Raw genomic sequence first — 25836 nt, 5'->3', positions numbered from 1 at the left:
CCCCCGACCCGGCGGCGTCACCCTTGTTGAGCACCAGAAAGGGGCACCGATGCCCGTCCGGTCCAGGAAACTGCCGCACCTCGCCGCCGCCGTCCTGGTGGCGTTCGCGACCGTCACCGCACAACCCGTCGCGCAGGCCGCACCCGGCAGTCCGGCCGTGACCCCGCCGATGGGCTGGAACAGCTGGAACAGCTTCGGCTGCGGCATCACCGAGGCCCAGGTCCGCCAGGCCGCGGACGCGATGGTGTCCTCCGGCATGCGTGACGCCGGCTACCAGTACGTGGTCGTGGACGACTGCTGGTTCGACCCGCAGCGCGACTCCGGCGGCAACCTGCGGGCGCATCCGACCAAGTTCCCGAGCGGCATGAAGGCGCTGGGCGACTACATCCACGCGCGCGGGCTCAAGTTCGGCATCTACCAGGCACCGAACGAGAAGACGTGCGCGCAGGGCGTCGGCACGCACCCCGGTTCGACCGGCAGCAAGGGCCACGAGGTCCAGGACGCCCGGTCGTTCGCGTCGTGGGGCGTGGACTACCTGAAGTACGACTGGTGTTCCGGCAGCGGCACCCGCGACGAGCAGGTCGCCCGGTTCACGATCATGCGCGACGCGCTGCGCGCCACCGGCCGCCCGATCGTCTACAGCATCAACCCCAACAGCTTCCACGCGCCCACCGGCGACAAGTACAACTGGGGCGAGGTCGCCGACCTGTGGCGCACCACCGAGGACCTGCTGGACATCTGGCAGAACGGCAACGTCAACAGCTATCCGATGGGCGTGGGCAACGTCGTCGACATCACCGCGCCGCTCGCCGTCCAGGCAGGCCCCGGCCACTGGAACGACCCGGACATGCTCGTCGTCGGACGCCCTGGCCTCACCCTCACCGAGTCCCGCTCGCACTTCGCGTTGTGGTCGCTCATGGCCGCACCGCTGATGGCGGGCAACGACATCCGCACGATGTCCGGGGACGTGAGCGCGGTCCTGCGCAACCAGCGCCTGATCGCGGCGAACCAGGACCGGCTCGGCATCGGCGGTCGCCGCGTGCGCGACGACGGCGCCACCGAGGTGTTCGCCAAGCCGCTTTCCGACGGCACGGTCGCCATCGGACTGTTCAACCGCGGCAACGGCACCGCGACCGTCTCCACCACGGCCGCGCAGATCGGCTTGTCGGGCACCAGCTTCACGCTCACCGACCTCTGGACCGGCGGCACCTCCACCACCTCGGGCGCGATCTCCGCCTCGGTCCCGGCCCACGGCGTGGCGACGTACCGGGTGAGCGGCGGCAGCCCGATCACCGCCACCACCGCCCGGCTGCGCGGCACGGCATCGAACCGGTGCGTCGACGTCGAGAACGCCTCCACCGCTGCCGGTGCCAACACGACGATCTGGGACTGCCACACCGCGGCGAGCCAGCAGTGGACGTCCTGGCCGAACGGGGAGATCCGCGTCTACGGCGACAAGTGCCTCGACGCGTACAACCAGGGCACCGCCAACGGCACCCGCGTCATCGTCTGGCAGTGCAACGGCCAGGCGAACCAGCGCTGGACGTTGCAGGCCGACGGAACAGTGCGCAACGCCAACGGCGGCCTGTGCCTGGACGTGGAACGGTCCGGCACCGCCAACGGCTCGCGGCTGGTGCTGTGGACCTGCAACGGCCAAGCGAACCAGAAGTGGACGCGGTCATGAGGCGGGCGCCGGTCGCGGCAGCCCTGGCCGCACTCACCCTCGTGGCCGGAGGACTGGCCGCGAGCACGGTGGCACAGGCCGCTCCCGGCTGTTCGGTGACCTACACCAAGACCTCCGAGTGGCAGGGCGGCTTCGGCGCGTCCGTGTCCATCACGAACACCGGTGACGCGATCAGCGGCTGGACGCTCGAGTGGACGTACGCCGCAGGCCAGAAGGTCGGGCAGCACTGGAACGCCGAGATCACGCAGACCGGCGAGCAGGTCGGTGCGCGCAACCTCTCCTACAACGGTTCGGTGCCCACCGGCGGCAAGGTCGAGTTCGGCTTCAACGGCACGTTCACCTCGGCCAACCCCGACCCGGCGGCGTTCCGCCTGAACGGCGTCACCTGCAACGACACCGGGAGTCCGCCCACGTCGACGACGACCACCACCACGCCGCAGGCCGGCACGTTCAAGAACCCGGTGATGTGGCAGGACTTCGCGGACGGCGACATCATCCGCGTGGACGACACGTACTACTACTCGGCGTCGACCATGCACTACTCGCCGGGTGCGCCGGTCCTGCGCTCCTACGACCTGGCGAACTGGGAGTACGCCGGACACTCGGTGCCACGACTGGACTTCGGCGCCAAGTACGACCTCAACGGTGGCCGCGGATATGTGCGAGGCATCTGGGCCTCGATGCTGAACTACCGCAAGAGCAACAAGACCTTCTACTGGGGCGGGTGCGTCGACTTCGCCCAGACCCACATCTACACGGCCGCCGCGGTGGACGGGCAGTGGTCCAAGCTGTCGACCATCCCGAAGTGCTACTACGACGCCGGCATGCTGATCGACGACAACGACACGATGTACGTCGCCTACGGCAACACCCAGATCAGCGTCGCGCAGCTCTCGCCGGACGGGAAGTCCGAGGTGCGCTCCCAGCAGGTGTTCCAGACGCCGTCGAACATCGGAACGCTGGAAGGCGCCCGGTTCTACAAGCGCAACGGCAGCTACTACATCTGGCTGACCAGGCCCGCGAACGGTCAGTACGTGCTCAAGGCGTCCAGCCCGTTCGGCCCGTACACCGTCCAGCAGGTGCTGCTGAACATGCCCAGCCCGGTCCAGGGCGCCGGCGTGCCGCACCAGGGCGGCCTGGTGCAGACGCAGCGCGGCGACTGGTACTACATGGCCTTCATCGACGCCTACCCCGGCGGTCGCATGCCGGTGCTCGCGCCGATCACCTGGACCGCCGACGGCTGGCCGCGCATCACCACGGTCAACGGCGGCTGGGGCGCCACCTATCCGATGCCGAACCTGCCGCCGCCACCGCGCCAAGTCAAACCGATGATCGGCGTGGACACGTTCCAGGGCACCGCACTCGGCCCGCAATGGGAGTGGAACCACAACCCCGACACCACGAAGTACAGCGTCAACAACGGTTTGCGCCTCTCGACGGCGACCGTCACCAACGACCTGTACAACGCCCGCAACACACTCACCCACCGCATCCAGGGCCCGTCGTCCACGGCCACCGTCACGCTCGACCTGACGTCGATGCGCGACGGCGACCGCAGCGGTCTCGCGATGTTGCGGGACTCCTCGGCCTGGATCGGGATCAAGCGCGACAGCGGCCGCAACCGGGTGGTGATGGTCAACGGCCTCACCATGGACGGCAACTGGAACACCACCGGCACCGGCACGGAGATCGCGAGCACGAACTTCACCGGCACCCGGATCTGGTTGCGCGCCAACGCCGACATCCGGCCGGGCAGCGGCCGGCAGGCGCGGTTCTCCTACAGCACCGACGGGGTGAACTTCACCTCGCTCGGCACCGGCTTCACGTTGAAGAACGAGTGGCAGTTCTTCATGGGCTACCGGTTCGGCATCTTCAACCACGCCACCCAGGCACTGGGCGGCGCGGTCACGGTGTCGAGGTTCGAGCTCTCCACGCCCTAGAGGAGCTTCTCGAAGAAGAACTCGTGCTTGAGGAACGACGTGCCGTACTCGACCCCCGGCTGGGGTGGCAGCAGCTGGGACGCCTGGATGAGCCGCCAGCCGTCCCGCAGGGCCGCCACGCCGTCGGGGTAGGGAGGTTCGTCGGAGTCGCCCGTGGTGGGCTGGGTGGCACCCGTGCCGTCGTAACGGGACCAGCCCACCACGGGCGAGTCGAGCGCGGAGTTGGAGAGGTACAGGACCAGAACCTGTTGCCGGATGCTCATGCGTGGCTCCTCAGTGCCGAACTCGGGGCCGAACTCAGGGCGGGGCGGTTGGTGACGCGCGTGACCCAGTGCTCGACGTCGAACGACGGGTCGCCGGTCAGCGCGCGCCACAGCAGCACGCGGTTGTAGATCTCCAGCCGGCCGGTGGCCTGCTCGTACCACGGGAAGTAGCGGCTCAGTTCGGCCGCGACCTCGGGGTCGGCCATGTCGGCGGTGTCCCACAGGCGCACCTGCGGCACCGTCGGGTTGAAGCGGATCTTGAACATGTACCGGCGGAGGTCGCTGTCGTTGCGGCGCCCGCCGTGCCAGATCCCGTGGTGCAGCAGCAGAACGGTGCCCGCCGGGCAGACCAGCCTGGTCTGGCCGCGCAGGTTCTGGTAGCGGCCGGTGTCGCTTTCGTTGGTGCGGCGCAGGTGACTGCCCGGCACCACGAGCGTGCCGCCCATGTCGGGGCTGACCCGTTGCGGGTAGTACATGAGCTGGACGTCGAACGCGTCCGGCCGCACGTCGATGATCGCGTCGCCGTGCAACGCCTGGGCGTGACCCTCGTGGGGTTCGCGGACGTGCACCGCGTGGTGGTCCACGGCCGGGTCCGGGCCGACGAGGGCCTGCAGGGCGCCGGCGACCTCGGGCAGTTCGAGGAGGCGGCGGGGGAAGGACCCCGACGGGTAGGCGTCGGCGACCGGGATGCCGTACGGCACGTCCGGAATCCCGTTCGGGAGCAGTTCCAGTGCCTCCTGGTTCATCTCGTCCGGCACGACGGCGTCCATGCGCAGATAGCCGTGCGAGACGAAACGGGCCAGCTGCACCGAGGTGAGCAAAGTGGTTCCCATGCGACGAACGTAGGTACGCCGTCCGTGCTGGGCGTGGGTTGTAATCACCCAGTACTGGTAGTTTTTCACCTCGTGCGTGAGGTCGTGCTGCCGCTGAGCGAGCCGCCCCTGGTGGCGGACGCGGGTGTGGGCGTGCACGGGGTCACGACGCTGGAGGACGTCTTCCTGCTGCCCGACCTGTGGCAGCTGCACCTCTACAGCTACGAAGGCGCGGTCGAGGCGGGCGGCGTGGTGCACCGCATCGCCCCCGGCCGCGCGAGCCTGATCCCGCCGGGCACCGAGGTGCGCTACCGCTACCGCGGCCGGTCCGAGCACCTCTACGCCCACCTGCGCCTGGACGGCAGCACCGAACACCGCGTCGCACCGGTGATGCAGGACGCGGGACCGAACCGGCCGCTGATCGCCGGGCTCATGCGGGGAGCACTCGCGGCGGCACCGGCACGGGCGGCGGCACACCTGTGGACGGTGCTGTGGCAGCTCACGGACGCGGGTCCGGCCGGTCGCGAGGTGGCCACCGATCCGTTCGCGGTGGCGGCCGCGCACATCGAGGCGAACCTGGCCACCTCGTTGTCGGTGGCGGAGGTCGCGAAGGTGGCCGGCGTGTCCCACAACCACCTGACGCGGTTGTTCCGCGCCCGCACCGGAACCACGGTGGTGGCCCACATCCGGCGCCGGCGGGTGGAACGGGCGCGGCACCTGCTGACGGCCTCGACGTTGTCGGTGACGGCGGTGGCAGCGGCCGTCGGGATTCCGGATCTGCAGGCGTTCAACAAGGTTTGCCGCCGGGAGTTGGGGGAGTCGCCGCGTGGAGTGCGGCGGTGGCTCAAGGCCCGGTGACGGTTCACGGCACGGTGACGCCGTTCTCCTGCAACGCGCGACGAAACGCCCGCAAACCCTGGTGCAGTCGGGACTTCACGGCATCCGCAGGCACGTCCAGCGCCTCGGCGAGCTCGTCGACGGACTCGCCGCGGTAGTAGGCCCTGGTGATCACCTCGCGGTGTTCGGGGGTGAGCTGCGCGAGGGCGTCCGCGATGAGCCGAGGGGAGTCCTGGTCCACAGCGGTCTCCTCTCGGGGTCTCCTCTCGGGCGGACGACGCTGCCGCACAGGCCGGGCGCGTCGACCTGTGCGGCAGCGGTCAGGCTGGACCGGGAGTGAGCCCGGTCAGCCGGTCCGGCACGCCTTTCCGTTCACGGTGAAGGCGGTCGGGTCGGATCCGCCGCCGGAGGCGTTGAATCCGATGTAGACGGACTTGCCCGGTTCGACGCGGCCGTTCCACGACATGTTGGTCGCGGTCACGTCGCGGCCGGTCTGGTTCCAGTTCGCCGACCAGCCCGTGGTGATCTTCTGCGTGCCGGGGAACGCGAACGCGAGCTTCCACGCCGTCCACGGGGTGGTGCCGGTGTTGGTGAGCTTCACGTGCGCGGACTGGCCGCCGTCCCACTTGCTGGCGCTGTAGCCGACCTCGCAGTCCGGCTTGCTGACCGGCGCACCGGACTTCTCCGCCGCCCAGCCGGCGACCCAGGCGAGCGCGGAGTTCCAGTTGATCGCCACCTCGTTCACCGAGTAGGCACCGATGTCGTCCACCCAGCACTTCTGCTGCGGGCAGCCGACCAGCAACCGCTGGACCACCGGGTCCTGCAGCGCGCTGTTCGGGCCACCGGACAACGAACCGGGCGGCGCGATCGGCAGCGCCGGGTCGTTCTGGCGGGCCCAGAACCGGTGGTGGATGTTCTGCACGGCCTGGTCGCCGTAGCCCGCCACGTACGACGTGCTCAGCGGGTTGCGGCCGAGGAGGTAGTGCAGTGCCTCGAACACGCCGTCGCGGTACTTCTCGGCACCGGTGAAGTCGTGTGCCAGTGCGAGCACCGTGGCGTTGTTGAGCACGCCGGAGTTCGATCCCCAGACGTACCCGTCGACGCTGTTGTCGTACGGCGTGGCGTAACCCATGCCTGCCATCGCGGTGAGGTGCTGGTCCGCGACGGAAGCGAACGCGGACTTGATCGCGGTGATGTCCGCCGCGGGCAGTCCGTTGGGGGCCAGGGCGAGCGTGATGTCACCCAGTGGAGCCGTGCCGCCCCAGAAGAAGCCGGCCCTGGTCAGGCTGGCCGCTTTGTAGTGCGAGGAACCGGTGACGTCGGTCCGGTACGCGGCCTCTCCGGTCGTCGCGTACAACTCCGCTGCCGCCCAGTAGAACTCGTCCGTGACGGTCTTGTCGTCGTACGCACCGCCACCGACGTTGTCGGCCGGGTCGGCGAGCTTGGCAGGGTTCGCCTTCGCAGCGGTGTACGCCTTGCGCGCCGCCGCGAGCAGCTTCGCGGAGTAGGTCGCGTCGACACCGCGCCAGAGCCGGGCGGCCTGCGCGGCCACCGCGGCCAGGTTCAGCGTCGCCGCCGTGCTGGTGGCGGACAGCCTGCGCGGCTGGTCGTCCAGCTCGGGACGGGTGGGCAGCGCGGTCCAGGCGGCGTCGTGCATCTTGTGGTGCGCCATGCCGTCCGGCGCCTGCATCTTCAGCAGGAAGTCGACCTCCCAGCGTGCCTCGTCGAGGATGTCCGGCACGCCGTTGGACTTCTCCGGGATGGCCAGGGTGCCGTCGCGGTACGCCGAGGCGTCACCGACGCGGGAGGCCCGCTCGTAGGCGTTGAGCAGCTGCCAGGTCGCGATGCCGCCGTTGACCACGTACTTGCCGTGGTCGCCGGCGTCGTACCAGCCACCGCGCACGTCGAGCGTGTAGCCGCAGTTGAGATCGGCGCGGCACGGCACGTTGTTGTCGCCCTGGTTCGGCGCGACGTTGATGTGACCCGCCGGGCGCGCGTACTGGTCGCCGACGTACTGCGCCTCGATCGGCGTGCCGCTGCGCTGGTGGTAGAAGAACGCGAGCGAGTCGTAGCGCAGCCGCTTGATCGCGTCGGCGGAGATGTCGAACGGGAAGCTGCTGTCGGTGCCGACGGACAGCGTGTACCCGGTGCCCGCGGTGTCGAACGACGAGAAGTCGATCAGGTGCACCGAGTCGCCGGACGTCGCGTCCGCACCCTTCGGCGTGCTCTGCCCGGTGGCCACGGCCGCGCCGGCGGAGTTCTTCAGCGTCCACGTCTGGGGCGTGGTGGCGGTGGACACGAGGGTGGCGCGCTTGGGCAGGCCCGGCACGTACCCCACGAGGTCGACCTGAACCTTCTTGGTGGGGTTGGGGACGACGCCGCCGGGCGGCTTCACCCCACCGATCACCGAGACGTTGTCCACGCAGATCGTGTTGTCGGCCGCCTGGCCGCCCAGCTGGAAGGCGACCTGACCGTTGCCGGCGTCCGGGAAGTCCAAAGTGGACGTGAACGTGAAGGTGTAGCGCTGCTTGGCGGTGGTGAGCGCGAACTCCTGCCGGGCGATGCCCCGGTACGGGCTCACGGCTTCACCGGCCGCCGCCGCGATGGTCTGCGCGGTGGTGGCGTGCGCGTCGAACGAGAAGGTGTAGGACTGCCCGCTCTCGAACGGGACGCCGTTCTGTCCTACCAAGGCGTCCCAGGGGTTCGTCGTGCCGCCGGTGACCGCCGCGCACAGCTCGCCGCCGGTCACCCGGTTGGTCACGCCGGCACTGCTCCACCAGGGGTCGGCGGAGCCGCTGTCGAACTTGCCGTTGAGCACGCGCTCGTACTCCGCCGCACTGGCGGTTCCCGACGCCGCGAACGTGGTCGCGGCGAGTGCCGCCACCAGTGCGGCGGCGAGCAGGCGTGGGGGTTGCGATCTCATCTCGTGAGGTTCTCCGTCCTCGTCGACGGGCTTCTGGGAGCGCTCCCACATGACCGTAGGGTGAGCTGAACGGCATCGACAAGCGCCGTTCAGCCGCTACCCACGAACGCCGCACGGACCAGTCGGGTGAGTCCGTGTGCGGTAATCGCGACTACGTCAGCCGAAGGACCACTGCTGGTTGCTGGCGCTGTGGCACGTCCAGAGAATGATCTTGGCGCCGTTGGCGGTACCGGCGCCGTTGACGTCCAGGCAGATCCCGGACTGCGTGCCGGTGATGGTGCCGTTGGCGTTGAACTGCCACTGCTGGCCTGCGCTGCTGTCGCACGGTGCGATCACCACGGCGGTGCCGGGACTCGTGCCGTTGTTCTGTGCCGCCGCGCATCTGGTGGTGTCTCCACTGTAGACAGTCAGCTGACCGGACGCGGTGCGCGTCCAGGTCTGGTTGGTTCCGCTGTGACAGTCCCAGATCTGCAGCGGGGTGCCCGCCGCGGTGCCGCCGGCGTTGACGTCCAGGCACCGGCCGGAGCCGAGACCGCGGACCGCTCCGGTGGCACCGCTGCCGCCTGTGCTGTAGCCGGCCGCGATGATGTTGGCCTGCACGGCGTTCTCGGTCGCGTCGGACGGGTAGCCGGTGACCATCGCGCCCTCGTAGAACGTGCCGGCGCTGAGGTTGGCGCCACCGCCCGGTTTGCAGCAGTCGCCACCGCTGCCGAGGATGATCGCGCCCTGCTTCTTCATGGGGCTGTAGCCGGGCGGGAGCGAGCCGTCCCACAACGTCGTCATGGTGCCGGACTGCGCGTTGCCGCCCTTGATCGCGAACCGCGTCGTGCCGTTGTTCTTCAGCATGGCCGTCACGAACTTGTTCGGGAACGCCCGTTGGTTAGGGTTCCACTGCTGGCTGCCGCCCGAGTAAAGGCCCCACTCGAGATCGGCCTGGACCCAGGGACCGGTGCCCTGGCAACCGCCGAACCAGCACTGCGTGCTGAAGTTGATGGCGTCCATCGCGCCGGCCGCGTCCGCGCTCCTGGTCGTCTCGCTGTTGCCGTAGTCGAAGCAGCAGCCGCCGTTGACGTGCGTACCGCTGGTCACCATGTACATGCCTTCCGGCGCGCTGCCGGTGGGGACGCCGGTCAGGTGTCCGTCACGCCAGTAGCTGTTGCCGGGGTTGATGTAGAGCGAGTAGGCCTTGTCGCCCCCGACGGTGAGCGACTCGGAGGTCGCGATCGCCGGTCTGCTCTGGTTCGAGCCGGGCACGACGCTCGATCCCTGGTACCACAGTTCGTTGCCGCGCCCGGACTGGTCGTAGACCACCGTGATCACGCACGTCGTACCGGCGCAGAACGCGTCCTGGGGTGCCGAGCTCGCGTTGCCGCCCGCGGTCAGCACGCCGATGTTCCTGGTCGTGTTGTCCGACGAACGCCTTACCTGGTAGAGGTTTCCGTTGTACGAGCCGTAAAGCGCCCGCACGGTGCTGTGTGCGGCGACGCAGGGTGTGCCGCCGGAAGCGTAGATGTCGCACGGGCCGGTGGTGGCCGCGGATGCCGGGGTCGACGAGCTCATCGCCGCCACCGGCACCACGGCCAGCACCATTGCCACGCACATGCCCGCCGCGCTGCTTCGAACCTTCGCTGTCATGAGCCGCTCCACTACCTTGTGGTGCCAGCATGTATCTGACTCATCCAGAACCGGCGGCGAGCAGTCTGGGAGCCTGGATAACACATAAGAGCGGGCCCAGGACGTGCGGTCAAGCTATGAGACTGACTTATCGGAGCAATTCGACCATCTAGCGGCCCCAGAGCCGCCACGTCTGGTTGAGGTCACCGGTCTGGCCGGAGGGCTTGCAGGTCCACTGGATGATGCGCGCGCCGGCTGCCGAGGAGACCCCGTTGACGTCGACGCACTTGCCGCTGTGCCGGGCGACCAGTTGGTAGTCGTGCGGATCGTTGCCGCTGTAGGTGACCTTCCGCAGCGTGTACTGCTGGCTGGCCGAACCGGGGGAGCAGGTGTTCTGCGCGACCGTGGCGCCGTCGGCGGTCGAGGAACCGCTGACGTCCAGACACTTGCCGGACTGCTGGTTCACCACGGTGTAGGTGTCGGTCGCGCCGGCCACCGGAGTGAAGTTCCACAGCTGCTGATCGCCGCCCTCGCAGTAGAACTGCTGCTGCAGGTTGCCGTCGGCACCGCTCAGGTTCGTGTTGTCCAGGCATTGCTGGGAATGCTGAGCGGCGGCCACGGTCTGGAACCCGCTCTCCGACGGCGGCAGCAACGTGATCGTGTACGTCTCGTCGATGTTGTTGTGCGGCACGTTCACCGTCGTTGCGTTGCCACTCAACGACACCACCGTGTTCTGCACGGTGACGGGCCCTTGGACAGCACCGCCGTTGTTGTAGGGGATGCGCTGGACGAGCACCCGAACCTGGTTGTTCTGCACGATGCCGCTGGTGGTGTCCAGGCGCTGCAGGGAAACCGCGACGTTGCCGGTCGTTCCGCCGCCGCCGACGAGGACCTTCGCCACGCCCTGAGCCTTCGTGGCGAACGGGTCGTACGACTGGCTCGGTGTCGAGGCGACGATCTGGCCGGTCTGCGAGGCGTAGAACCGATAGGCCCACCACTCGCCCTTGGGCTGGTGCTGCCCGGCCGAGTTGCGCACGAGCAGGTTGCCGAGATCGTTGTGCAGGTTCCCGGCGCTCGCCCAGTTGGCCCGCAGGCCGTCCGCTCCGGCCCGCTCCAGCCGGGCGATGTACCACGCGCCGTCGCCGGGGTTCTGCTCGTTGCCGGCCCCGTACTCGTTGATCTGGTACGGCCGCGGGTGCGGGATGCCGCGCGAGTCGAGCGTCTGGTTGGCCACCTGCACGTTCGTGACGGGGTCGCCCGGCAGCGAGTGCCAGCTGACGATGTCGGGCACGACGTTGTTGGCGCGCACGAAGTCCAGGTACTGCGGCCACCACCCGCCGGTCGACGGAACCCCCGCGAGGCTCGGCCCGACGATCAGCTGCGTCGGGAAGGCCGCCCGGACGCGTTGGTAGGTGCGCCGCCACAGTTCGAAGTACTGCGCCTGCGGACGGTTCCAGAACAGCGTGATGTTGGGTTCGTTCCAGATGTCCCACTGCACGGGCACACCGGTCGCCCGCACGTCGTTGATCACGCGGGTGAGGAAGTTGTCGTAGTCGGTCCAGTTGCCGTTGTCACCGGGGAAGCGCGAGATCGGATACCCGTCGGCACCCCACAGGTCGTGGGGCAGCAGGACGAACTCGCCGCCGAGCGCACGGGTGCGCAGCAGCTGGGCGCGGGTGGAGTTCCACCGGCGGTCGTACTTGCCGGACACCCAGCCGCCGGGACTGTCGAGCTGGGCGCCGCCCGCGCGCATGTACCGGAACTTGATGTCGCGGAAGAAGTGGTCGGCGGGACCCGTGCCGTTCTCCGTCATGCCGTAGATCCAGCCGGAGGCGCGGTAGGTGGGTGTGCCGGTCGTGACGGAGAAGTTGACGCTGACGGACTCGTCTGCGGCGTGGGCCGGTGCCGTGAACGCGAATGCGGATGCCAGTACGGCCAGCAGGGCCGTGCTGGTTCGTCGTTGAACCATGAGGGCTCCGAAACAGGTCAGGGGTCACGGAGGTCGAACCGGTTCGATCGTGGAGTGAACGTACGCGCAGTGTGGCCGGTCGAGCAAGGATCTAGAGAGTCGAACCGGTTCGTCTTCGGCCGGGCAGGCGGGGTGTTCGACGAACGATTCGTCGAACCCCGTCGAACATCCGGTCAATCCTTGTGCGCTCGACCGCCCTGCCCGCATCCTGCTGGAGTTTTGCCGTGAGCTGATCGAGAGGCACCCATGCCCGTTCTTCTGCCTGACACCGGTGGTCTCGAGCTGCGCACGTCGCAGGAGGTGCTGCGGGTCGAGCCCTGGGGCCCGCACGCGGTGCGCGTCCGTGCCGCCGTGACCGCGATCGAGAGCGGGCTGCCCGGCGCCCTCGACGCGACGCCGCCACCCGCACCCGGCGTCGAACAGACCGTCCTCGACGACGGATCGGCCCGTCTGGTCAACGGCCGGCTCGCCGTCGAGCTGAGTGCCAACGGCATGCTCCGGTTCCTGCACACCGCGACCGGCCGTGAGCTCCTCGCCGAGCAACGGCCGCAGCTCGGCCACCGCGGGCCGCGGATCTTCGCACCGCGCGGTGACGGCGGCTACCACCTCCAACAGCACTTCGCCGCGTACGACGACGAGCGGATCTTCGGTCTCGGCCAGCACCCGAACGGGCGGTTCGACCAGAAGGGCGTGGTGGTCGACCTGGTCCAGGCCAACGTCGTCGCTGCCATCCCGTTCCTGCACTCGTCGCGCGGCTACGGCCTGTTGTGGCACAACCCGGCGCTGGGCCGGGTGGAGCTGGGCGCGGACGGCACGCGCTGGGTCGCCGAGTCCACCGGCCAGCTCGACTACTGGATCACCGCGGGCGATACCCCCGCCGAGATCATGGCGAGCTATGCGGACGCCACCGGCCATCCGCCGCTGCTCCCGGAGTGGGCCAGCGGGTTCTGGCAGTCGAAGCTGCGCTACCGCGACCAGGACGAGCTGCTCGCCGTCGCCCGCGAGTACGCCCGGCGCGACCTGCCGCTGTCCGTCGTCGTGTGCGACTTCTTCCACTGGCCGCACATGGGGGACTGGCGCTTCGAGCCCGCCGAGTGGCCGGACCCGGCGAAGATGGTGCAGGAGCTGGCCGAGCTCGGCGTGCAGCTCGCGGTGTCCGTGTGGCCCACCGTGGAGCCGAGCAGCGACAACCACGAGGCCTTGCGCACCAACGGGTTGCTGGTCCGCGATGTCCAGGGCGGCCTGCTCACAACGCACTGGCCGTCCCGCGAACCGGGACCCGCCTACCAGCCGATGGCCTGGTACGACGCCACTCACCCACGCGCTCGCCAGTTGCTGTGGCAGCAGCTGAGCGAGCACTACCGCGCGCACGGGATCACCCTGTTCTGGCTCGACGCCTGCGAGCCGGACGTGCCGCAGCATCTGGCCGCCCGCGCCGTCTACGCCGCCGGGCCGGGCATCCAGGTCGGCAACCTCTATCCGTTGCTGCACGCCCAGGGCGTGGCCGACGGCCTGCGGGCGGCCGGCGTGGACCGTCCGCTCACGCTGATCCGCAGCGCCTGGGCGGGCAGCCAGCGGCACGGCGCCGCACTGTGGTCCGGCGACATCCCTGCCACGTTCGAGTCGCTCGCCATTCAGGTCAAGGCCGGCCTCAACGTCGCGTTGAGCGGCATCCCGTGGTGGAACACGGACATCGGCGGCTTCCACGGCGGCAACCCGGACGACCCGGCCTACCGCGAGGTCCTGGTGCGGTGGTTCCAGTACGGCACCTTCAGCCCGATCATGCGGCTGCACGGCGACCGCGAGCCGAACCAGGCCTTCGGCACCTCCATGACCGGTGGGCCGAACGAGGTGTGGTCGTACGGCGAGGACACCTATGAGATCCTCGCCGCACACATCAAGCTGCGCGAACGCCTGCGCCCCTACCTCGCCGAACTGTCCGAGCAGGCCCACCGCACCGGCGCTCCGCCGATGCGCCCGCTGTTCTTCGACTTCCCCGCCGACGAACGTGCGTGGGCGGTGGACGACCAGTTCCTCCTCGGCCCCGACGTGCTGGTCGCACCGGTCACCGCAGCAGGGGAGCGGGCCAGGTCCGTGTACCTGCCGGCGGGAACCCGTTGGCAGGACACGGCGACCCGCACTGTCCACGATGGAGGGATGACGGTCGAGGCCGCGGCCCCGCTCGACCGCATCCCGGTGTTCGTGCGCGAAGGTGCGGCGGTGGGAGCCGCGTTCGAGGCCAGGGCCTAGTGGTGTGGCCCTGAACGTTGCCGGGGGAATTCGCGGTCAGACGGGTGCATCGTGGTGCCGCCCCCGCGTCCTCGTACTGGTTGTACGGGGGCGCGGGGGCGGTGCCGCGAGGCGCCCTGCTGAGCGTGAATTACCTCGCCAACGTTCCGGGACGCGCCACTAGCTCAGTCCAGGTGCCAGACCTCCTGCATCGGCGCCCACCAGTGCCCGGAACCGGCCGGTGCCAGTGACTCCTGGCACGGGTCGGTGAAGGTCCACCAGCGCTGGGTCTCCTGGTCGGCGGCGATGCGGGCCTGGTCGGCCTCGTGGTCGTCGCCGACGTACTCGTAGTAGCCGAACAGCAGGTCATCGCGCAGGAAGATGGTGAAGTTGCGAATGTTGGCTTCGTGCAACGTCTTCTCGACGGCGGGCCACACGGCCGAGTGCAGCCGCAGGTACTCCGCGCGGCGTTCCGGGCGCAGTCGGATCACCATGCCGTAGCGCTGTGGGTGGTTCATCTCTGCTCCTCGATCACGGATGTGCGTTGAGCACGGCGGTTCCGTCGACACTCGCCGGGTGCAGGCGCTGGCCCGCGCGTTCCGGCCGGATGTGCGAACCGCCGGAGGTCGGGTGGGGGACCAGGTGACCGGCGGCGGCGATCGCCTCCTCGTCGAGGCGCACGCCCAGGCCGGGACGGTCGCCGAGCACGTAGGCCCCGTCCTCGACGTGCAGGTCGACCGAGACGCCCACCGGTGGCTGGAGGTCCTGCAGTTCGCTCACCAGGTGGTTGGGAACCGACGTGGCGGCGTGCAGCAGGCCGACCGGCGTGGTGCCGATCGGACTGACGGGCAGGTCGTGCGCGTGCGCGAGGACGGCGACGCGCAGGAAGTGGGTGATGCCCCAGACCGCGGCCGTCTGCACGATGTCGACCGCGCCGGCCGTGATGAGCGATCGATGTTGTTCGAGGCCGGTGAGGTTCTCGCCGGTGGCGACCGAGGCGCGGATGCCGCGGCCGACCGTCGCGTGCCCGTCCGCGTCCCACCGCCGGACCGGTTCCTCGATCCAGGTCAGGTCGAGCGTTCGCTCCAACTCGCTGACGTGGCGCACCGCCTGTTTGCGGGTCAGGGCCTCGTTGACGTCGAGCATCAGGCTCGGCCGTGCGCCGTGGCCGGTGTCGACTAGGAGGTCGCGGATCAGGGCGAGCCGGTGCCGGTCGCGGTCGACGTCCAGACCGCCCTTGAGCTTCGCCGCGCGCAGCCCGTGTTCGGCGTAGGTCCGATACACCGCAAGGAGTTCTTCGTCGTTCAGCGCGATGCACAGGCCCGAGCCGTAGGCGGGCACCCGGCGGTCACGTCCGCCGAGCAGCCGCCACAGCGGTTCGCCCGCCGCCTGGGCCTTGATGTCCCACAGCGCGGTGTCGAGGGCGCCGATGGTGCCGAACACCGCACCGGCGTGGCCCGCCTTGAACGTGCGGCGCAGCATCCGGTCGTAGAGGGCGGTGACGGAACGCGGGTCCTCGCCCTCGATGGCGGCGAAGACGTTCTCGATCTCCACGTGCGGGCCGAGCCCGACGCCGGTGATGCCCTCGTCGGTCTCCACGACGACGAGGGGAACCCGAACGAGGCCGTCGGCGTAGACGCCGTTGGCGTCACCGACCGGCCGGCCCCAGTCCTGGACCGTGGTGAGCGTCCGGTAGCGAGTGATGCGCATGTCAGCCCTTCGTGGACCCGGCGGTGACACCGTCGGCGATCTGGCGTTGCAAGAACAGGTAGACGACGAGGACCGGTACCGCCGCGATCAGCACACCGGAGGCGAACGTGGGGATGTCGTCGGAGTACTGGCCGCGCAACGACGTGACGCCGACCATGAGCGTGCGGTGCTCCGCGGACGGCATCATCAGCAACGAGATGAGCACGTCGTTCCAGCAGAACAACGCGTTGAGCACGCCGACGGACAACAACGCCGGTGCGCCGATCGGGAGCATGATCCGCCAGTAGACGCCGTACACGGTGTTGCCGTCGATGCGGGCGGCGTCGACGATCTCCGCCGGCACGGTCGAGTAGTAGCTGGTCAGCAAGAAGATCGTGAACGGCAGGAACTGCGCCACGTAGGCGAGGACCAGGCCGGGATAGGTGTCGACGAGACCGGTGTCGGCCATGATCCGCGTGAGCGGCACCATGATCACCTGGAACGGGATGAACAGCGCGGCGAGGATGCCGAGGAACAGCGCGGACGAGCCGCGGAACCGCAGCCGGGCGAGCGCGAAGCCCGCCATCGACCCGAGCAACAGCAGCAGCGCGACCGAGCACGCCACGACGATCACCGAGTTGAGGAAGTAGCGGGACATCCCGACGCTCGTCCACGCCTTGACGATGTTGGCCCAGCTCAGGGAGTCGGCCGGGGAGAACCGGTCGAGCACGTACTCGCGGCGGGTCTTCATGGCGACGTTGGTGGTGAACACCAACGGGTAGATCGTGGCCAGTGCGAGCACGGCCATCGGGATCGCGACGAACCAACGGGGCAGCTTCGGCATCACTCCTCCTTGCCCGCGCGTCGCAGGACGGCGACCTGGGCCAGTCCCACCACGAGCATGATCAGGAACAGGACGGTGGACGCCGCGGAGGCGAGCGCGGGCTGGTTCAGCTGTCCCTGCTGGATCCAGACGTAGTACTCGGGCAGGTACGTCGACCCCTCCGGCCCACCGCTGGTCATCACGTAGACCAGGCCGAACATCGACGTCAGCATGCCGATCATGGTGGTGACGAAGACGAACTGGATGGTGCGCGAAAGGCTCGGAATGATGACGTGCCAGATGGTCTGCGTCAGCGACGCACCGTCCACTTTGGCCGCGTCGAGCAACGACGAGTCCAGCGTGGCGAACCCGGCGAGGAACACGACGAGCGCCATGCCGAACGTCGCCCAGACGTGCACCCCGACGACCGCGAAGATCGCCACGTCCGGATCGCCTAGCCAGTCCACGGGCCCGAGGCCGAGCCCGCCGAGCAGTGCGTTGAGCGGGCCGTCGAAGGCCAGCAGCAGGTTGAAGATCGCGCCGACGATCACGGGGGAGAGCACGGCGGGGAAGAAGTAGACGCCCCGGTAGAGCCGGTGGCCGGGCACCTTCAGGTAGATGAACGTCGCGAGCAGACCGGGGATCGCCACCGCCACGGGCAACAGCAACACGAGCAGGCCGACGTTGCGCAGGGCGGTGCGGAACAGCGGATCACCGAGCAGGGTCAGGTAGTTGTCGAGTCCGACAGCCACGCCGTTGCGGTCGCCGTCGCCGGTGAAGGAGAAGTTGACACCGAGCACGAGCGGCCACAGCCGCAGCCCGACGATGATCAGGATCGCCGGTGCCAGCAACACCAGCGGAGCCAGGCGTTCCGCCCGCGAGCCCCTGCGGTTGCGCCGCGCCGACGTGACCCCCGCTGTGGACGCGGGCACGGCCGCGTCCACAGCGGACAGAGATTGTGCGGCCACGCTGCTCAGCCCGTCTTGTCGGAGGCGGCGAGCTGCTGGAGCACCTCGTCCACCGTGATCGAGCCGCTGAGCAGCTGCTGGGACAGGCGACCCATGAGGTCGACCGTCTTGGAGCCCAGCGCGACGTGCAGGGCGGGCTTGCCGGTCTTGACCTCGGAGACGATGGTCTTGACGGCCGGGCCGCCCGCGGAGGTGTCGATCGAGGTGTCGGACGCGATCGCGCCACCGTCGAGGTAGAACGCCTTGAGCGCCTCGGTGGAAGTCAGCGACCGCACGAGGTCTGCGGCGACCTTCGGGTCCTTCGTCCACTTGGCGACCGCGTAGCCGATGCCGCCGTCGTAGGGCAGGCTCGGCTTGGCGGCGGGGTTGACCTGGGGTGCGAGCGTGACGCCGACCTTCTCCGGGGTGAGGAACTCGGCGAAGTCCTTCCAGTGCCCGACGTCCGACATCAGGCCGATGATGTTGGCCGCCTTGCCGGAGTTGAAGGAGGCGAACGCGTCGTTGAACATCGCGGTGGAGTTGGCGCCGTCGGTGTTCAGCCCGGTGGCACCGGCCTGCTGCCACAGTTCGAAGATCTTCTTGACGTCCGGGGAGGTCCAGTTGCGCTTGCCGGCGATCCAGTCGTCGTACTCCTGCGGCGTCAGCACCGCGGAACCCAAGGCGGACAACCAGAACTGGATGCCGATGCCCTCCTTGTTGCCCAGCGCGAAGCACTTCGCCCCGGTCTTCTGGGTGATGACACCGCAGTTGCCGATGAACTCGTCCAGCGTCTTCGCGGGAGCGGTGAGACCGGCCTTCTGGTAGAGGTCCTTGTTGTAGTAGATCGGATGCCCCTGCAACGTCACAGGCTCGGCGTAGACCTTGCCGTCCTTGGTGAACGCGTCCCAGCCCGCCAACCGCTGCTTGTCGTCGCCGACGTGGGAGTCGAGCGGCGCGAGAGCGTCGGCGCGGTCGCGGATCTGCCCGCCGCCGTTGAAGAGGATGACGTCCGGACCCTTGCCGGCCTGGATGGCCGCACCGAGCAGCGTGTAGTACTGGTCGAACGGCTGTGCCACGAACTCGACGGTCACGCCGGGGTGCTTCTTGGCGAAGTCGGCCTTGGCCTTCTCGACGTAGCCGGCCGCCTTGGCGTCGCCCGACTTCCAGTCCCAGACCACGAGCTTGTCGCCGGAGCCGGTCGAGGAGCCCGGCCCGGACGCGCTCCCGCAACCCGCGGTGAACGCCAACCCCACCGCCAGGGCGGCTAACCATGATGTGCGCTGCTTCATCGCTGCTCACTTCTCGAGGTGGTGGCCGGGCGTCGCGCGGCCCGACGAGGTGTGCTGAACGTAAGTCGTATGACGTATTACGTCAACGCCCGATCGGCGGTACACTCGCCGGCACGTTCCCAGTGCGCGGCACCACCGGAGGAAAGATGACGGCATCAGGCCGGCAGCCGACCAGAAGCCCTTCCGCAGCACCGGACTGGGCACGCCGGCCGATGAACCTGACCGGGGCGGTCACCGCGGAGCTGGTCGGCCGCATCGTGCGCGGCGAGCACCCGTCCGGGTCGTCGCTGCCGCCGGAGCCCGCGCTGTGCGAGTCCTTCTCGGTGAGCAGGACGGTGATCCGGGAAGCGGTGAAAGTCCTGCAGGAGAAGGGTTTGGTCCAGGTGCGCCAGGGTGCGGGCACCACGGTCACCCCACCGTCGGCGTGGAACATGCTCGACGAGCTCGTCCTCGGCGCCGCCGTCGCGGAGGACGAGACGCTCGGCGTGCTGGACGACCTGGTGGTCACCCGTCGGCTGCTCGAGTCGGACATGGCCCAGGTCGCCGCACGCGAGGCCGACCAGGAGACCGTCGAAGCGCTGCGCGGCCTCGTCGATCTGATGGACCAGCTGGTGGACGACCCCAACGCCTATCGCGAGCAGGACACCGCCTTCCACGACCGGATCATGCAGGCGTCCGGCAACACCATCGCCAGAGGCGTGGTGCGGGCGCTGGAGAGCCAGGTCTTCCACACCGCCCGCTACATGGGCCGCACCGACCGCGAGCTGTGCGCGGCCTCCAACGCGGGGCACCGCCGCATCTGCGAGCGGATCGCGGCGCACGACCCGGCCGGTGCCGCCGAGGCGATGTTCACCCACATCACCGAGGCCTGGCTGGTGCGGCGCGGCGACGTGGGCGAGCCGGGCCGGCTCAACCGCGAGTGACCAGCCGGTCGACGAGGTCGTGCCAGCCGGCCTCGATCCGTTCCAGCGACATGCCGCGGGTGCGGACGAGGTGGTCCACCAGCACCGTGTCCACTGAGGACAGCAGGGTGTGCGCGAGCAGGTCGGCGTCGGCGTCCGGGAGCACGGCGCGCACGAGAGCCACCACGTGGGTGTGGCGCACCCGGTCGGCCGGAACCGTGAACCGCCGGTCCGGAGGCGGCTCGGCAGCCAGGTAGAGGTCGAGGTGCGCGCGCTCGTGGCGCAGCAGGGCCGGTCCGAACGCCCTGAGTCGCGCGACCGCGTCGGCGCCGGGACCCAGTGGTGGCGGGCCCGCGAAGTACGCCTGCTGGAACTGTTGTTCCGCGTGGTCCAGCAGGGCCAGCAGCAGTCCGTTGCGGTCGCCGAAACGGCGGGACACCGTGCCTTTGCCGACCCCTGCCGCGGCGGCCACCAGCTCCATCGTGATGGCGGCCGCGCCGCGTTCGGCCGCCAGCCTGGCCGCGGCTTCCAGCAGTTTGGTGCGGTTGCGCACCGCGTCCGCACGCAGGGACGTTTCCTCGCCGATGAGGGGCAGGCGTGTGCCGTCGATCACGTCTGCAGCCTAGCCGGAAGATAACCGGGCCGCGTCCCGTTTACGGTGGGGACCGTTCCACCCACACCGCACTCGGGAGTACGACATGGCCCGCATCCTCACCCTCGTCGGCAGCCTCCGTGCCGGATCGCACAACCGCAGGCTCGCGGAGGCCGCGGCGCAGATCGCCCCTGAGCACGTTGAGGTCGACCTGTTCGACGGCCTGGACACCGTGCCGTTCTACAACGAGGACATCGACGCCGAGGGCACCGTTCCGGCCGCGGCGGTCAAGCTGCGCGAGGCAGCCGTCGACGCCGACGCCCTGCTCCTGGTCTCGCCGGAGTACAACGGGACCATCCCGGCCGTGCTGAAGAACGCCATCGACTGGCTGTCCCGCCCTTACGGCGCCGGCGCCCTGGTGGACAAGCCCGTCGCCGTCGTCGGAACCGCGTTCGGCCAGTACGGCGGCGTGTGGGCCCAGGACGAGGCCCGCAAGGCCGTCAAGATCGCCGGTGCGGCCGTCGCCGAGGACCTGACCCTGTCGATCCCCGGCTCGGTCGTCCGCTTCGCCGAGCTGCACCCGGTCGACGACCCCGAGGTCACCGAGCAGCTGACCGTCGTCATCGAGGGCCTGGCCGCCCGCGCCACCGGTCAGGTCGCGCAGGCCGTCTGATTCAGCGCGACGGCTGAGGGAGCAGCGGTCGTGCCGTTGGCGGTGAAACCCAGCGACACGGCCGCTCCCGGTGCCAGAGCTGGACTGTGCGATGGCGCCGTCACGGTGACCGTGCTGCCGGACTGGCTGAAGGTGCCGTTCCAGCCGTTGGAGATCGTGGTCCCGGCGGGCAGCGTGAACGTGACGGTCCACGGGTTGGCGGCACCGGCCCCGGTGTTGGTGACGGTGAGCGCGCCCTGGAACCCGCCCTGCCAGGAGTTGTCCAGCTTCCAGGCCGTTTTGCACGTACTCGTCCCGCCGCCGGTGGTGGTGGTCGTCGGGCCTGGCCCGCCACCGGTGGGCGGGATGAGGTAGGGCTGCAGGATGCTCTGCTTCGCCTGGTTGACCGTGCTCCAGTCGTCGCCGACGATGCCGCCGGTGTCCCCGCTGTTCGGGTTCCACGACCAGTACGTGAACGAGATGCCGTTGACGCCGGTTCCGGTGTAGGCCATCAGGTTCTCGAGCCACACCTTGTCGACCGGGTTCGCGAGCGTGGTGCCGAACTCGCCCATCATCAGCGGCGCGATGTTCTGCTTGTGCAGATAACCCCAGTACTTGTCCCAGATCGCCGGCATGTTCCGCGGGTAGTCGGGAGCGCTGAACCACGGCTGGTTGTACACCGACGTGGCGTACTCGTGCGGGGAGTAGACCAACCGGTTCGGCACGGACAGGCGCACCGGGAACTGGCCGGCCTTCGACAGGTTGCCGCCCCACCAGCCGCAGTCCTCGTCGTTGGACGGGTCGCCGTCCCACACGTTCGACAGCCCGCCGCTCGGGCAGCTCACGCCCTCGACGAAGATCAGCCAGTTCGGCTGCACGCCGAGGATCGCGTTGCCCGCGCGTTCGGCGGCCAGCCGCCAGTCGCGGTTGGTGTCGCCGCAGCCCCAGCACGCGCCGGTCGCAGCGGGGTTGGTGCCCTCGGCGTGCGGCTCGTTGTGCAGGTCCGCTCCGATCACGGTGGTGTTGCCCGCATACCGCTGGGCGAGCATCTTCCAGTCGTTGATCCAGGTGCTCTCCGGAACACCCGCCGTGTACCAGAGCGCGGACTGGCCCGCGCTGGTCGGCCGATGCCGGTCGAGGATCACGCGCATCCCCTTCTGGCCCACGTGGTCGATCACCTTGTCCAGGATCTGCAACGGGGACAGGCCCACCAGGTCCGGATTGGTGTAGTCGTTGATGCCGGTGGCCCGCGCGTCAGGTTTCAAGGCGTCGTTGGAGAACGGGATGCGCAGGGTGTTGTAGCCCAGCCGCGCCATGTGGTCGAGCTGCTGGCGCCACGTCACGTTGGCCCACAGACCGTGGAAGGTCTTGTTGTCGGTCTCCATCCCGAACCAGTTGATGCCGGTGATCCGCACCGTCGCGCCGGTGCTGTCCAGGATCTTGTTCCCGCTGGTGTGCAGGTATCCGGTGCCCGTGCCGCCGGCCGCGACCGCTGCGGTGCCGGTCGTGCCGATGGCGAGCATGGCGCTCGCGGCTGTCACCGCCGCGATCAGCGCGCCCAGAACCTTGTGCCGCCGCTTCATCGCTCTCCTTTGAGCAAGAGGGTCAAGACGTCGTGTGGCAGAGCGTGCCGTTGAGCGTGAAAACCGTCGGCGGGATGTTCGGTCCGCTGTAGTTGCCGACGTACCCGACGCCGACGGTCCCGTTCGGTTCGATGCGGGCGTTGCCGGTGACCGTGACCGTGCTGCCGGTCTGGGTCCACGTCGCGTTCCAGCCCGACCCCACCTGCTGACGGCTGGTGGGCCAGGTGAAGGTGAGCGTCCAGTCGGCGAGCGCGTTCGGGCCGGTGTTGGTGATGTCGATGCCGCCCACGTAACCGCTGCTCCAGTCGGTCACAGTGGACAGTCGGATCCGGCAGGTGCTCTCGGCTGGGCTGCCGGTGGTGACGGTGAGCGGGGGAGAGGCCCAGGACAGCCCACCGGCGGCGTCGCGCGCCAGCACGTTGACCGTGTACCTGGTGCCGGGGTTGAGGTTCCCGGCGGTGAACGACGTGCCGGACGTCTCGCCCCACTGCTCGCTGGTCGTGCCGACCTGGCGGTGGACCTCGTACTTCACCACACCCGGGACGGCAGGCCAGCTGATGGTCGCGGTCCGGTCGGTGGTCGAACCGGTGGGTTGTCCTGGCGTGGCGGGCAGGTGCGGGGTGCCGGACGGACGCAGGACGAGTGTCGTGAGCGAGAACGGCGGCAGGGTCTGGCTCGTCGCCGTGCCGTCGGTCGACGTCACGACTTCGGTCGCGCCGTTCGTGAACGTGTGCACCGTCGGCGCCGCAGCGGAAGGCGTGTAACCGGCGTAGTCGATGGCCACCGTACGGGCGTTGTTCTCGTCGGAGTTGAGCAGCATCACCGCGAGATCGCCGTTCGGCCGGCGTGCCGCGTGCGCTCTGATCGCCGGATCGCCGGAGCCTGCCCGGATGAGCTGATCACCGGGACGGGCGAAGAGACTCAGCATCTTCAGCGCGTGGTACGGCGCGAACGGCGTGTTCAACGGCGGCTGGCACACCCCGTCCGCCAGACATCCTCCGCTGGACAGCAGCCCGAAGTCGTTGAAGTCCGGCTGACCGCCCACAGTGGACGCTTTGTCGGGACCGTTGTGGACGTTCCACCAGTCGACGTTGAAGACGCCGTTCTCCAGCAACGAGGTGTAGGCCTCCGCCGCGAACAGCGCGCCAGGCTGGGTGTTGCGGCCGTAGTTGCTGTTCACCTCGGTCATCGCGATGCCGAGGCGGTCCGCGTTCGGCCCGCCGTACCGGGTGATCTGCTGCCGCAGCAGGTACATCATGTCGGTGAGCTGGTCCGTGCTCGCCAGCACCTGCTCGGTCGTCGACCCGCCCGGATACCAGTGCACGATCACGAAGTCCACGTGCGGGCCCGCGATCGACAGCACCGTCTGGTTCCAGCTCGCGGCGTCTCCTGGGCCGACGATCGCGTCCGGCCAGTTCGCCGGCGTGGTGAGCACAGCGCCGACCTTGATCGTGGGGTCCGCCGCCTTCATCGCCTGGGCGAACGCGACGGTCTCCCTGGCGTATCCGGCCGGGCTCTTGTCCGGGTGGTTGTCGGCCTCCCAGTTGGCGCCGTAGTGGCCGTTGCCGTAGAGCTCGTTGCCGATCTCCCAGTACTTCACGCCGTAGCCCTTGGTTACGTTGGCGTAGCGCACCCAGTCGGCTGCTTCCTGCGGCGTTCCGGTGCCGTAGTTGGCGATGATGATCGGCTGCGCGTTCGCCCTGCGCACACCGGCCATGAAGGTGTCGAAGTCGGTGTTCGGTGCCACGTACCCGCCGGGGGCCGTGTGGTCCTTCCAGTGGTAGATGTCGCCGTAGGAACCGCCGGGGTAGCGCATCATCCGCACGCCGGCGTCGCCGAGCAGGTCGTTCACCGCGTTCGTGCCGAGCTGTCCGTCCCAGATGGCGTGGTTCACGCCGATCGCGGTGTCCGGCACGGTCGCCAGGCCCGCCTTCGCGTTGACCACGACGGTCGCGTCCGGTGCGGCGGCCGCGCTGCTCGCCACCGCGGGCAGGCAGGCCGCCACGAGCGTGATCACCAGGAGAAGCCTGCGGACTGCCATGCGCACCACGTCCTCGTCGACGGTTCTGGGAGCGCTCCCAGACTCCCGATTGGGCGATCGGCGGTCAAGACGGCGTTCGGAGCCTTCGGTCGAATCGGGAGTCGAACGCCGTCAGGCGCTCGCCCTGCGCACGAGTGATGTCGGCAGCAGGATCGAGTGCGGCAGCTTGTCGTCGCCGGCGAGCTCGGCCAGCAGGCGCCAGGTCATGGTGCGGCCGAACTGCTCGACGTCCTGCCGCACGGTGGTGAGCGGCGGCACCGCCGTCGCCGCCACCACCGAGTCGTCGAACCCGACCACGGCCACGTCGTCCGGGATCCGGTAGCCGTGGGCCTGCAGCACCCGCAGTGCGCCGAGCGCCATGATGTCGGCGGCGACGAAGACCGCGTCGAGGTCGGGTGCTCTGCGGAGCAGTTCCTCCATCGCGTGCGCGCCGGCCTCAGGGGTGAAGTCGCTGTGCACCACCAGTTTCACGGGCATGCCGTGTTCGGCCAGGCCGCACCGCCACCCGCTAAGCCGGTCCATGCCCACGGCCATGTCGGCGGGACCGGCGATCGTGGCGATCTTCTCGCGGCCCAGGGAGATCAGGTGGCGCACCGCCTCCAGGGCGCCGTTGAAGTTGTCCGAGTCGACGAACGGGATCGGGCCGCCCGCGAGCGGGCGGCCTCCCACCACGATCGGCAGACCCGTTTCGTGCAACGTTCTCGGCAACGGGTCTTCGCCGTGCAGGCTGACGACGAGGGCGCCGTCGACGTGGCCGCCGGTGAGGTAGGCGACCTGGTCCTGGCCGTCCAGGGGCTGGTTCATCATGAGCAGGAGTTGGACGTGCCGGCCGGCGAGTTCGGCGTGGACGCCGCGCAGGACTCTGGCGAAGAAGGGGTCGGCGAGGACTCGGCTGCCCTGCTCGGAGATCACGAGCGCGATGGCGTTGGCTTTGCTGCCGGCCAGCGTGCGGGCGGCGTGGTTGGGGCTGTAGCCGAGCAGGGCGATGGCGCGGTGGACGGCTTGGCGGGAGCGTTCGCTGACGTACTTTTCGCCGTTGATGACGCG

21 protein-coding genes are annotated in these 25836 nt (G+C 69.2%); 6 read left to right on the top strand and 15 right to left on the bottom strand.

The genetic code is table 11. The features are described from left to right. Window positions 1–49: 49 nt before the first annotated feature. Together DI276_RS17180 and DI276_RS17175 are read left to right on the top strand one after the other, a co-directional pair. Window positions 50–1684 (top strand): glycoside hydrolase family 27 protein, encoded by a 1635-nt coding sequence (locus DI276_RS17180; protein ID WP_112264457.1) that lies wholly within the window; start codon window positions 50–52, stop codon window positions 1682–1684. Continuing rightward, window positions 1681–3624: a family 43 glycosylhydrolase gene (locus DI276_RS17175; RefSeq protein WP_112264563.1), complete on the top strand. Its 1944-nt coding sequence runs from the start codon at window positions 1681–1683 to the stop codon at window positions 3622–3624. Before DI276_RS17180 ends, DI276_RS17175 begins: the two co-directional genes overlap by 4 nt. On the opposite strand, the gene DI276_RS17170 is transcribed toward DI276_RS17175, so the two are convergent. Together DI276_RS17170 and DI276_RS17165 are read right to left on the bottom strand one after the other, a co-directional pair. Continuing rightward, a complete protein-coding gene (locus DI276_RS17170) occupies window positions 3621–3887 on the bottom strand; it encodes a hypothetical protein (protein WP_112264455.1) in 267 nt (88 codons plus the stop codon). The two genes, DI276_RS17175 and DI276_RS17170, sit on opposite strands and share 4 nt — an antisense overlap. Then, window positions 3884–4720 carry a phytanoyl-CoA dioxygenase family protein gene (locus tag DI276_RS17165; protein ID WP_198680706.1) on the bottom strand — a complete coding sequence of 279 codons (837 nt, stop codon included), beginning with the start codon at window positions 4718–4720 and terminating at the stop codon, window positions 3884–3886. The genes DI276_RS17170 and DI276_RS17165 overlap by 4 nt, the downstream gene beginning before the upstream one ends. Window positions 4721–4792: 72 nt before the next feature. On the opposite strand from DI276_RS17165, the gene DI276_RS17160 reads away from it, so the two are divergent. Next, on the top strand, window positions 4793–5557 hold the full coding sequence (locus tag DI276_RS17160; protein ID WP_112264453.1) for an AraC family transcriptional regulator: 765 nt from the start codon (window positions 4793–4795) through the stop codon (window positions 5555–5557). A gap of 4 nt (window positions 5558–5561) precedes the next feature. Here DI276_RS17160 and DI276_RS17155 read toward each other — a convergent pair whose 3' ends face one another. The 4 genes from DI276_RS17155 to DI276_RS17140 form a co-directional block, all read right to left on the bottom strand. Beyond that, complete coding sequence (locus tag DI276_RS17155; RefSeq protein ID WP_232836721.1) at window positions 5562–5777, bottom strand: sigma factor-like helix-turn-helix DNA-binding protein; 216 nt, start codon at window positions 5775–5777, stop codon at window positions 5562–5564. A 105-nt stretch (window positions 5778–5882) separates the two neighbouring features. Beyond that, window positions 5883–8459, bottom strand: a complete 2577-nt coding sequence (locus tag DI276_RS17150) for a glycoside hydrolase family 9 protein (RefSeq protein WP_112264558.1) — start codon at window positions 8457–8459, stop codon at window positions 5883–5885. Window positions 8460–8615: 156 nt separating this feature from the next. Further along, window positions 8616–10094 (bottom strand): arabinofuranosidase catalytic domain-containing protein, encoded by a 1479-nt coding sequence (locus DI276_RS17145; protein WP_232836720.1) that lies wholly within the window; start codon window positions 10092–10094, stop codon window positions 8616–8618. Between the two features lie 148 nt (window positions 10095–10242). Continuing rightward, window positions 10243–12042: an RICIN domain-containing protein gene (locus DI276_RS17140; protein WP_112264449.1), complete on the bottom strand. Its 1800-nt coding sequence runs from the start codon at window positions 12040–12042 to the stop codon at window positions 10243–10245. Between the two features lie 246 nt (window positions 12043–12288). Between DI276_RS17140 and DI276_RS17135 the strand changes: the two genes are divergently transcribed. After that, on the top strand, window positions 12289–14292 hold the full coding sequence (locus DI276_RS17135; RefSeq protein WP_112264447.1) for a glycoside hydrolase family 31 protein: 2004 nt from the start codon (window positions 12289–12291) through the stop codon (window positions 14290–14292). Between the two features lie 164 nt (window positions 14293–14456). Here the strand turns inward: DI276_RS17135 and DI276_RS17130 are convergent, their stop codons facing one another. The 5 genes from DI276_RS17130 to DI276_RS17110 are packed head-to-tail and all read right to left on the bottom strand — an operon-like array spanning window position 14457 to window position 19019. Beyond that, window positions 14457–14789, bottom strand: a complete 333-nt coding sequence (locus tag DI276_RS17130) for an L-rhamnose mutarotase (protein ID WP_112264445.1) — start codon at window positions 14787–14789, stop codon at window positions 14457–14459. 13 nt (window positions 14790–14802) lie between these two features. After that, a complete protein-coding gene (locus DI276_RS17125) occupies window positions 14803–15981 on the bottom strand; it encodes a mandelate racemase/muconate lactonizing enzyme family protein (RefSeq protein ID WP_112264442.1) in 1179 nt (392 codons plus the stop codon). Window position 15982: 1 nt separating this feature from the next. Continuing rightward, complete coding sequence (locus DI276_RS17120; protein WP_112264440.1) at window positions 15983–16804, bottom strand: carbohydrate ABC transporter permease; 822 nt, start codon at window positions 16802–16804, stop codon at window positions 15983–15985. Further along, the gene (locus DI276_RS17115; protein ID WP_232836719.1) at window positions 16804–17751 is read right to left on the bottom strand and encodes a carbohydrate ABC transporter permease; all 948 of its coding nucleotides are present in this window, start codon (window positions 17749–17751) and stop codon (window positions 16804–16806) included. Before DI276_RS17115 ends, DI276_RS17120 begins: the two co-directional genes overlap by 1 nt. 5 nt (window positions 17752–17756) lie before the next feature. Beyond that, a complete protein-coding gene (locus tag DI276_RS17110; RefSeq protein ID WP_112264436.1) occupies window positions 17757–19019 on the bottom strand; it encodes an ABC transporter substrate-binding protein in 1263 nt (420 codons plus the stop codon). Between the two features lie 146 nt (window positions 19020–19165). Here DI276_RS17110 and DI276_RS17105 point away from each other — a divergent pair, with 146 nt between their 5' ends. Continuing rightward, entirely contained in the window at window positions 19166–19942 is a 777-nt protein-coding gene (locus DI276_RS17105) for a FadR/GntR family transcriptional regulator (RefSeq protein ID WP_112264434.1), read from the top strand. On the opposite strand, the gene DI276_RS17100 is transcribed toward DI276_RS17105, so the two are convergent. Continuing rightward, window positions 19929–20534 (bottom strand): TetR/AcrR family transcriptional regulator, encoded by a 606-nt coding sequence (locus DI276_RS17100; protein ID WP_198680705.1) that lies wholly within the window; start codon window positions 20532–20534, stop codon window positions 19929–19931. The genes DI276_RS17105 and DI276_RS17100 overlap by 14 nt on opposite strands. 85 nt (window positions 20535–20619) lie before the next feature. Here DI276_RS17100 and DI276_RS17095 point away from each other — a divergent pair, with 85 nt between their 5' ends. After that, on the top strand, window positions 20620–21186 hold the full coding sequence (locus tag DI276_RS17095; RefSeq protein ID WP_112264432.1) for an NADPH-dependent FMN reductase: 567 nt from the start codon (window positions 20620–20622) through the stop codon (window positions 21184–21186). Here the strand turns inward: DI276_RS17095 and DI276_RS17090 are convergent. The 3 genes from DI276_RS17090 to DI276_RS17080 form a co-directional block, all read right to left on the bottom strand. Further along, the gene (locus DI276_RS17090; protein WP_112264430.1) at window positions 21165–22748 is read right to left on the bottom strand and encodes a cellulase family glycosylhydrolase; all 1584 of its coding nucleotides are present in this window, start codon (window positions 22746–22748) and stop codon (window positions 21165–21167) included. The two genes, DI276_RS17095 and DI276_RS17090, sit on opposite strands and share 22 nt — an antisense overlap. Before the next feature lie 22 nt (window positions 22749–22770). After that, entirely contained in the window at window positions 22771–24789 is a 2019-nt protein-coding gene (locus DI276_RS17085) for a cellulose binding domain-containing protein (protein WP_112264552.1), read from the bottom strand. Between the two features lie 111 nt (window positions 24790–24900). Next, window positions 24901–25836 (bottom strand): LacI family DNA-binding transcriptional regulator (locus tag DI276_RS17080; protein WP_112264411.1); only part of this gene is annotated, 936 nt, incomplete at its 5' end.

The organism is Lentzea terrae, from assembly GCF_003265345.1.
Lineage (GTDB): Bacteria > Actinomycetota > Actinomycetes > Mycobacteriales > Pseudonocardiaceae > Lentzea > Lentzea terrae.
This window is presented reverse-complemented; position numbering and strand designations above follow the sequence as displayed.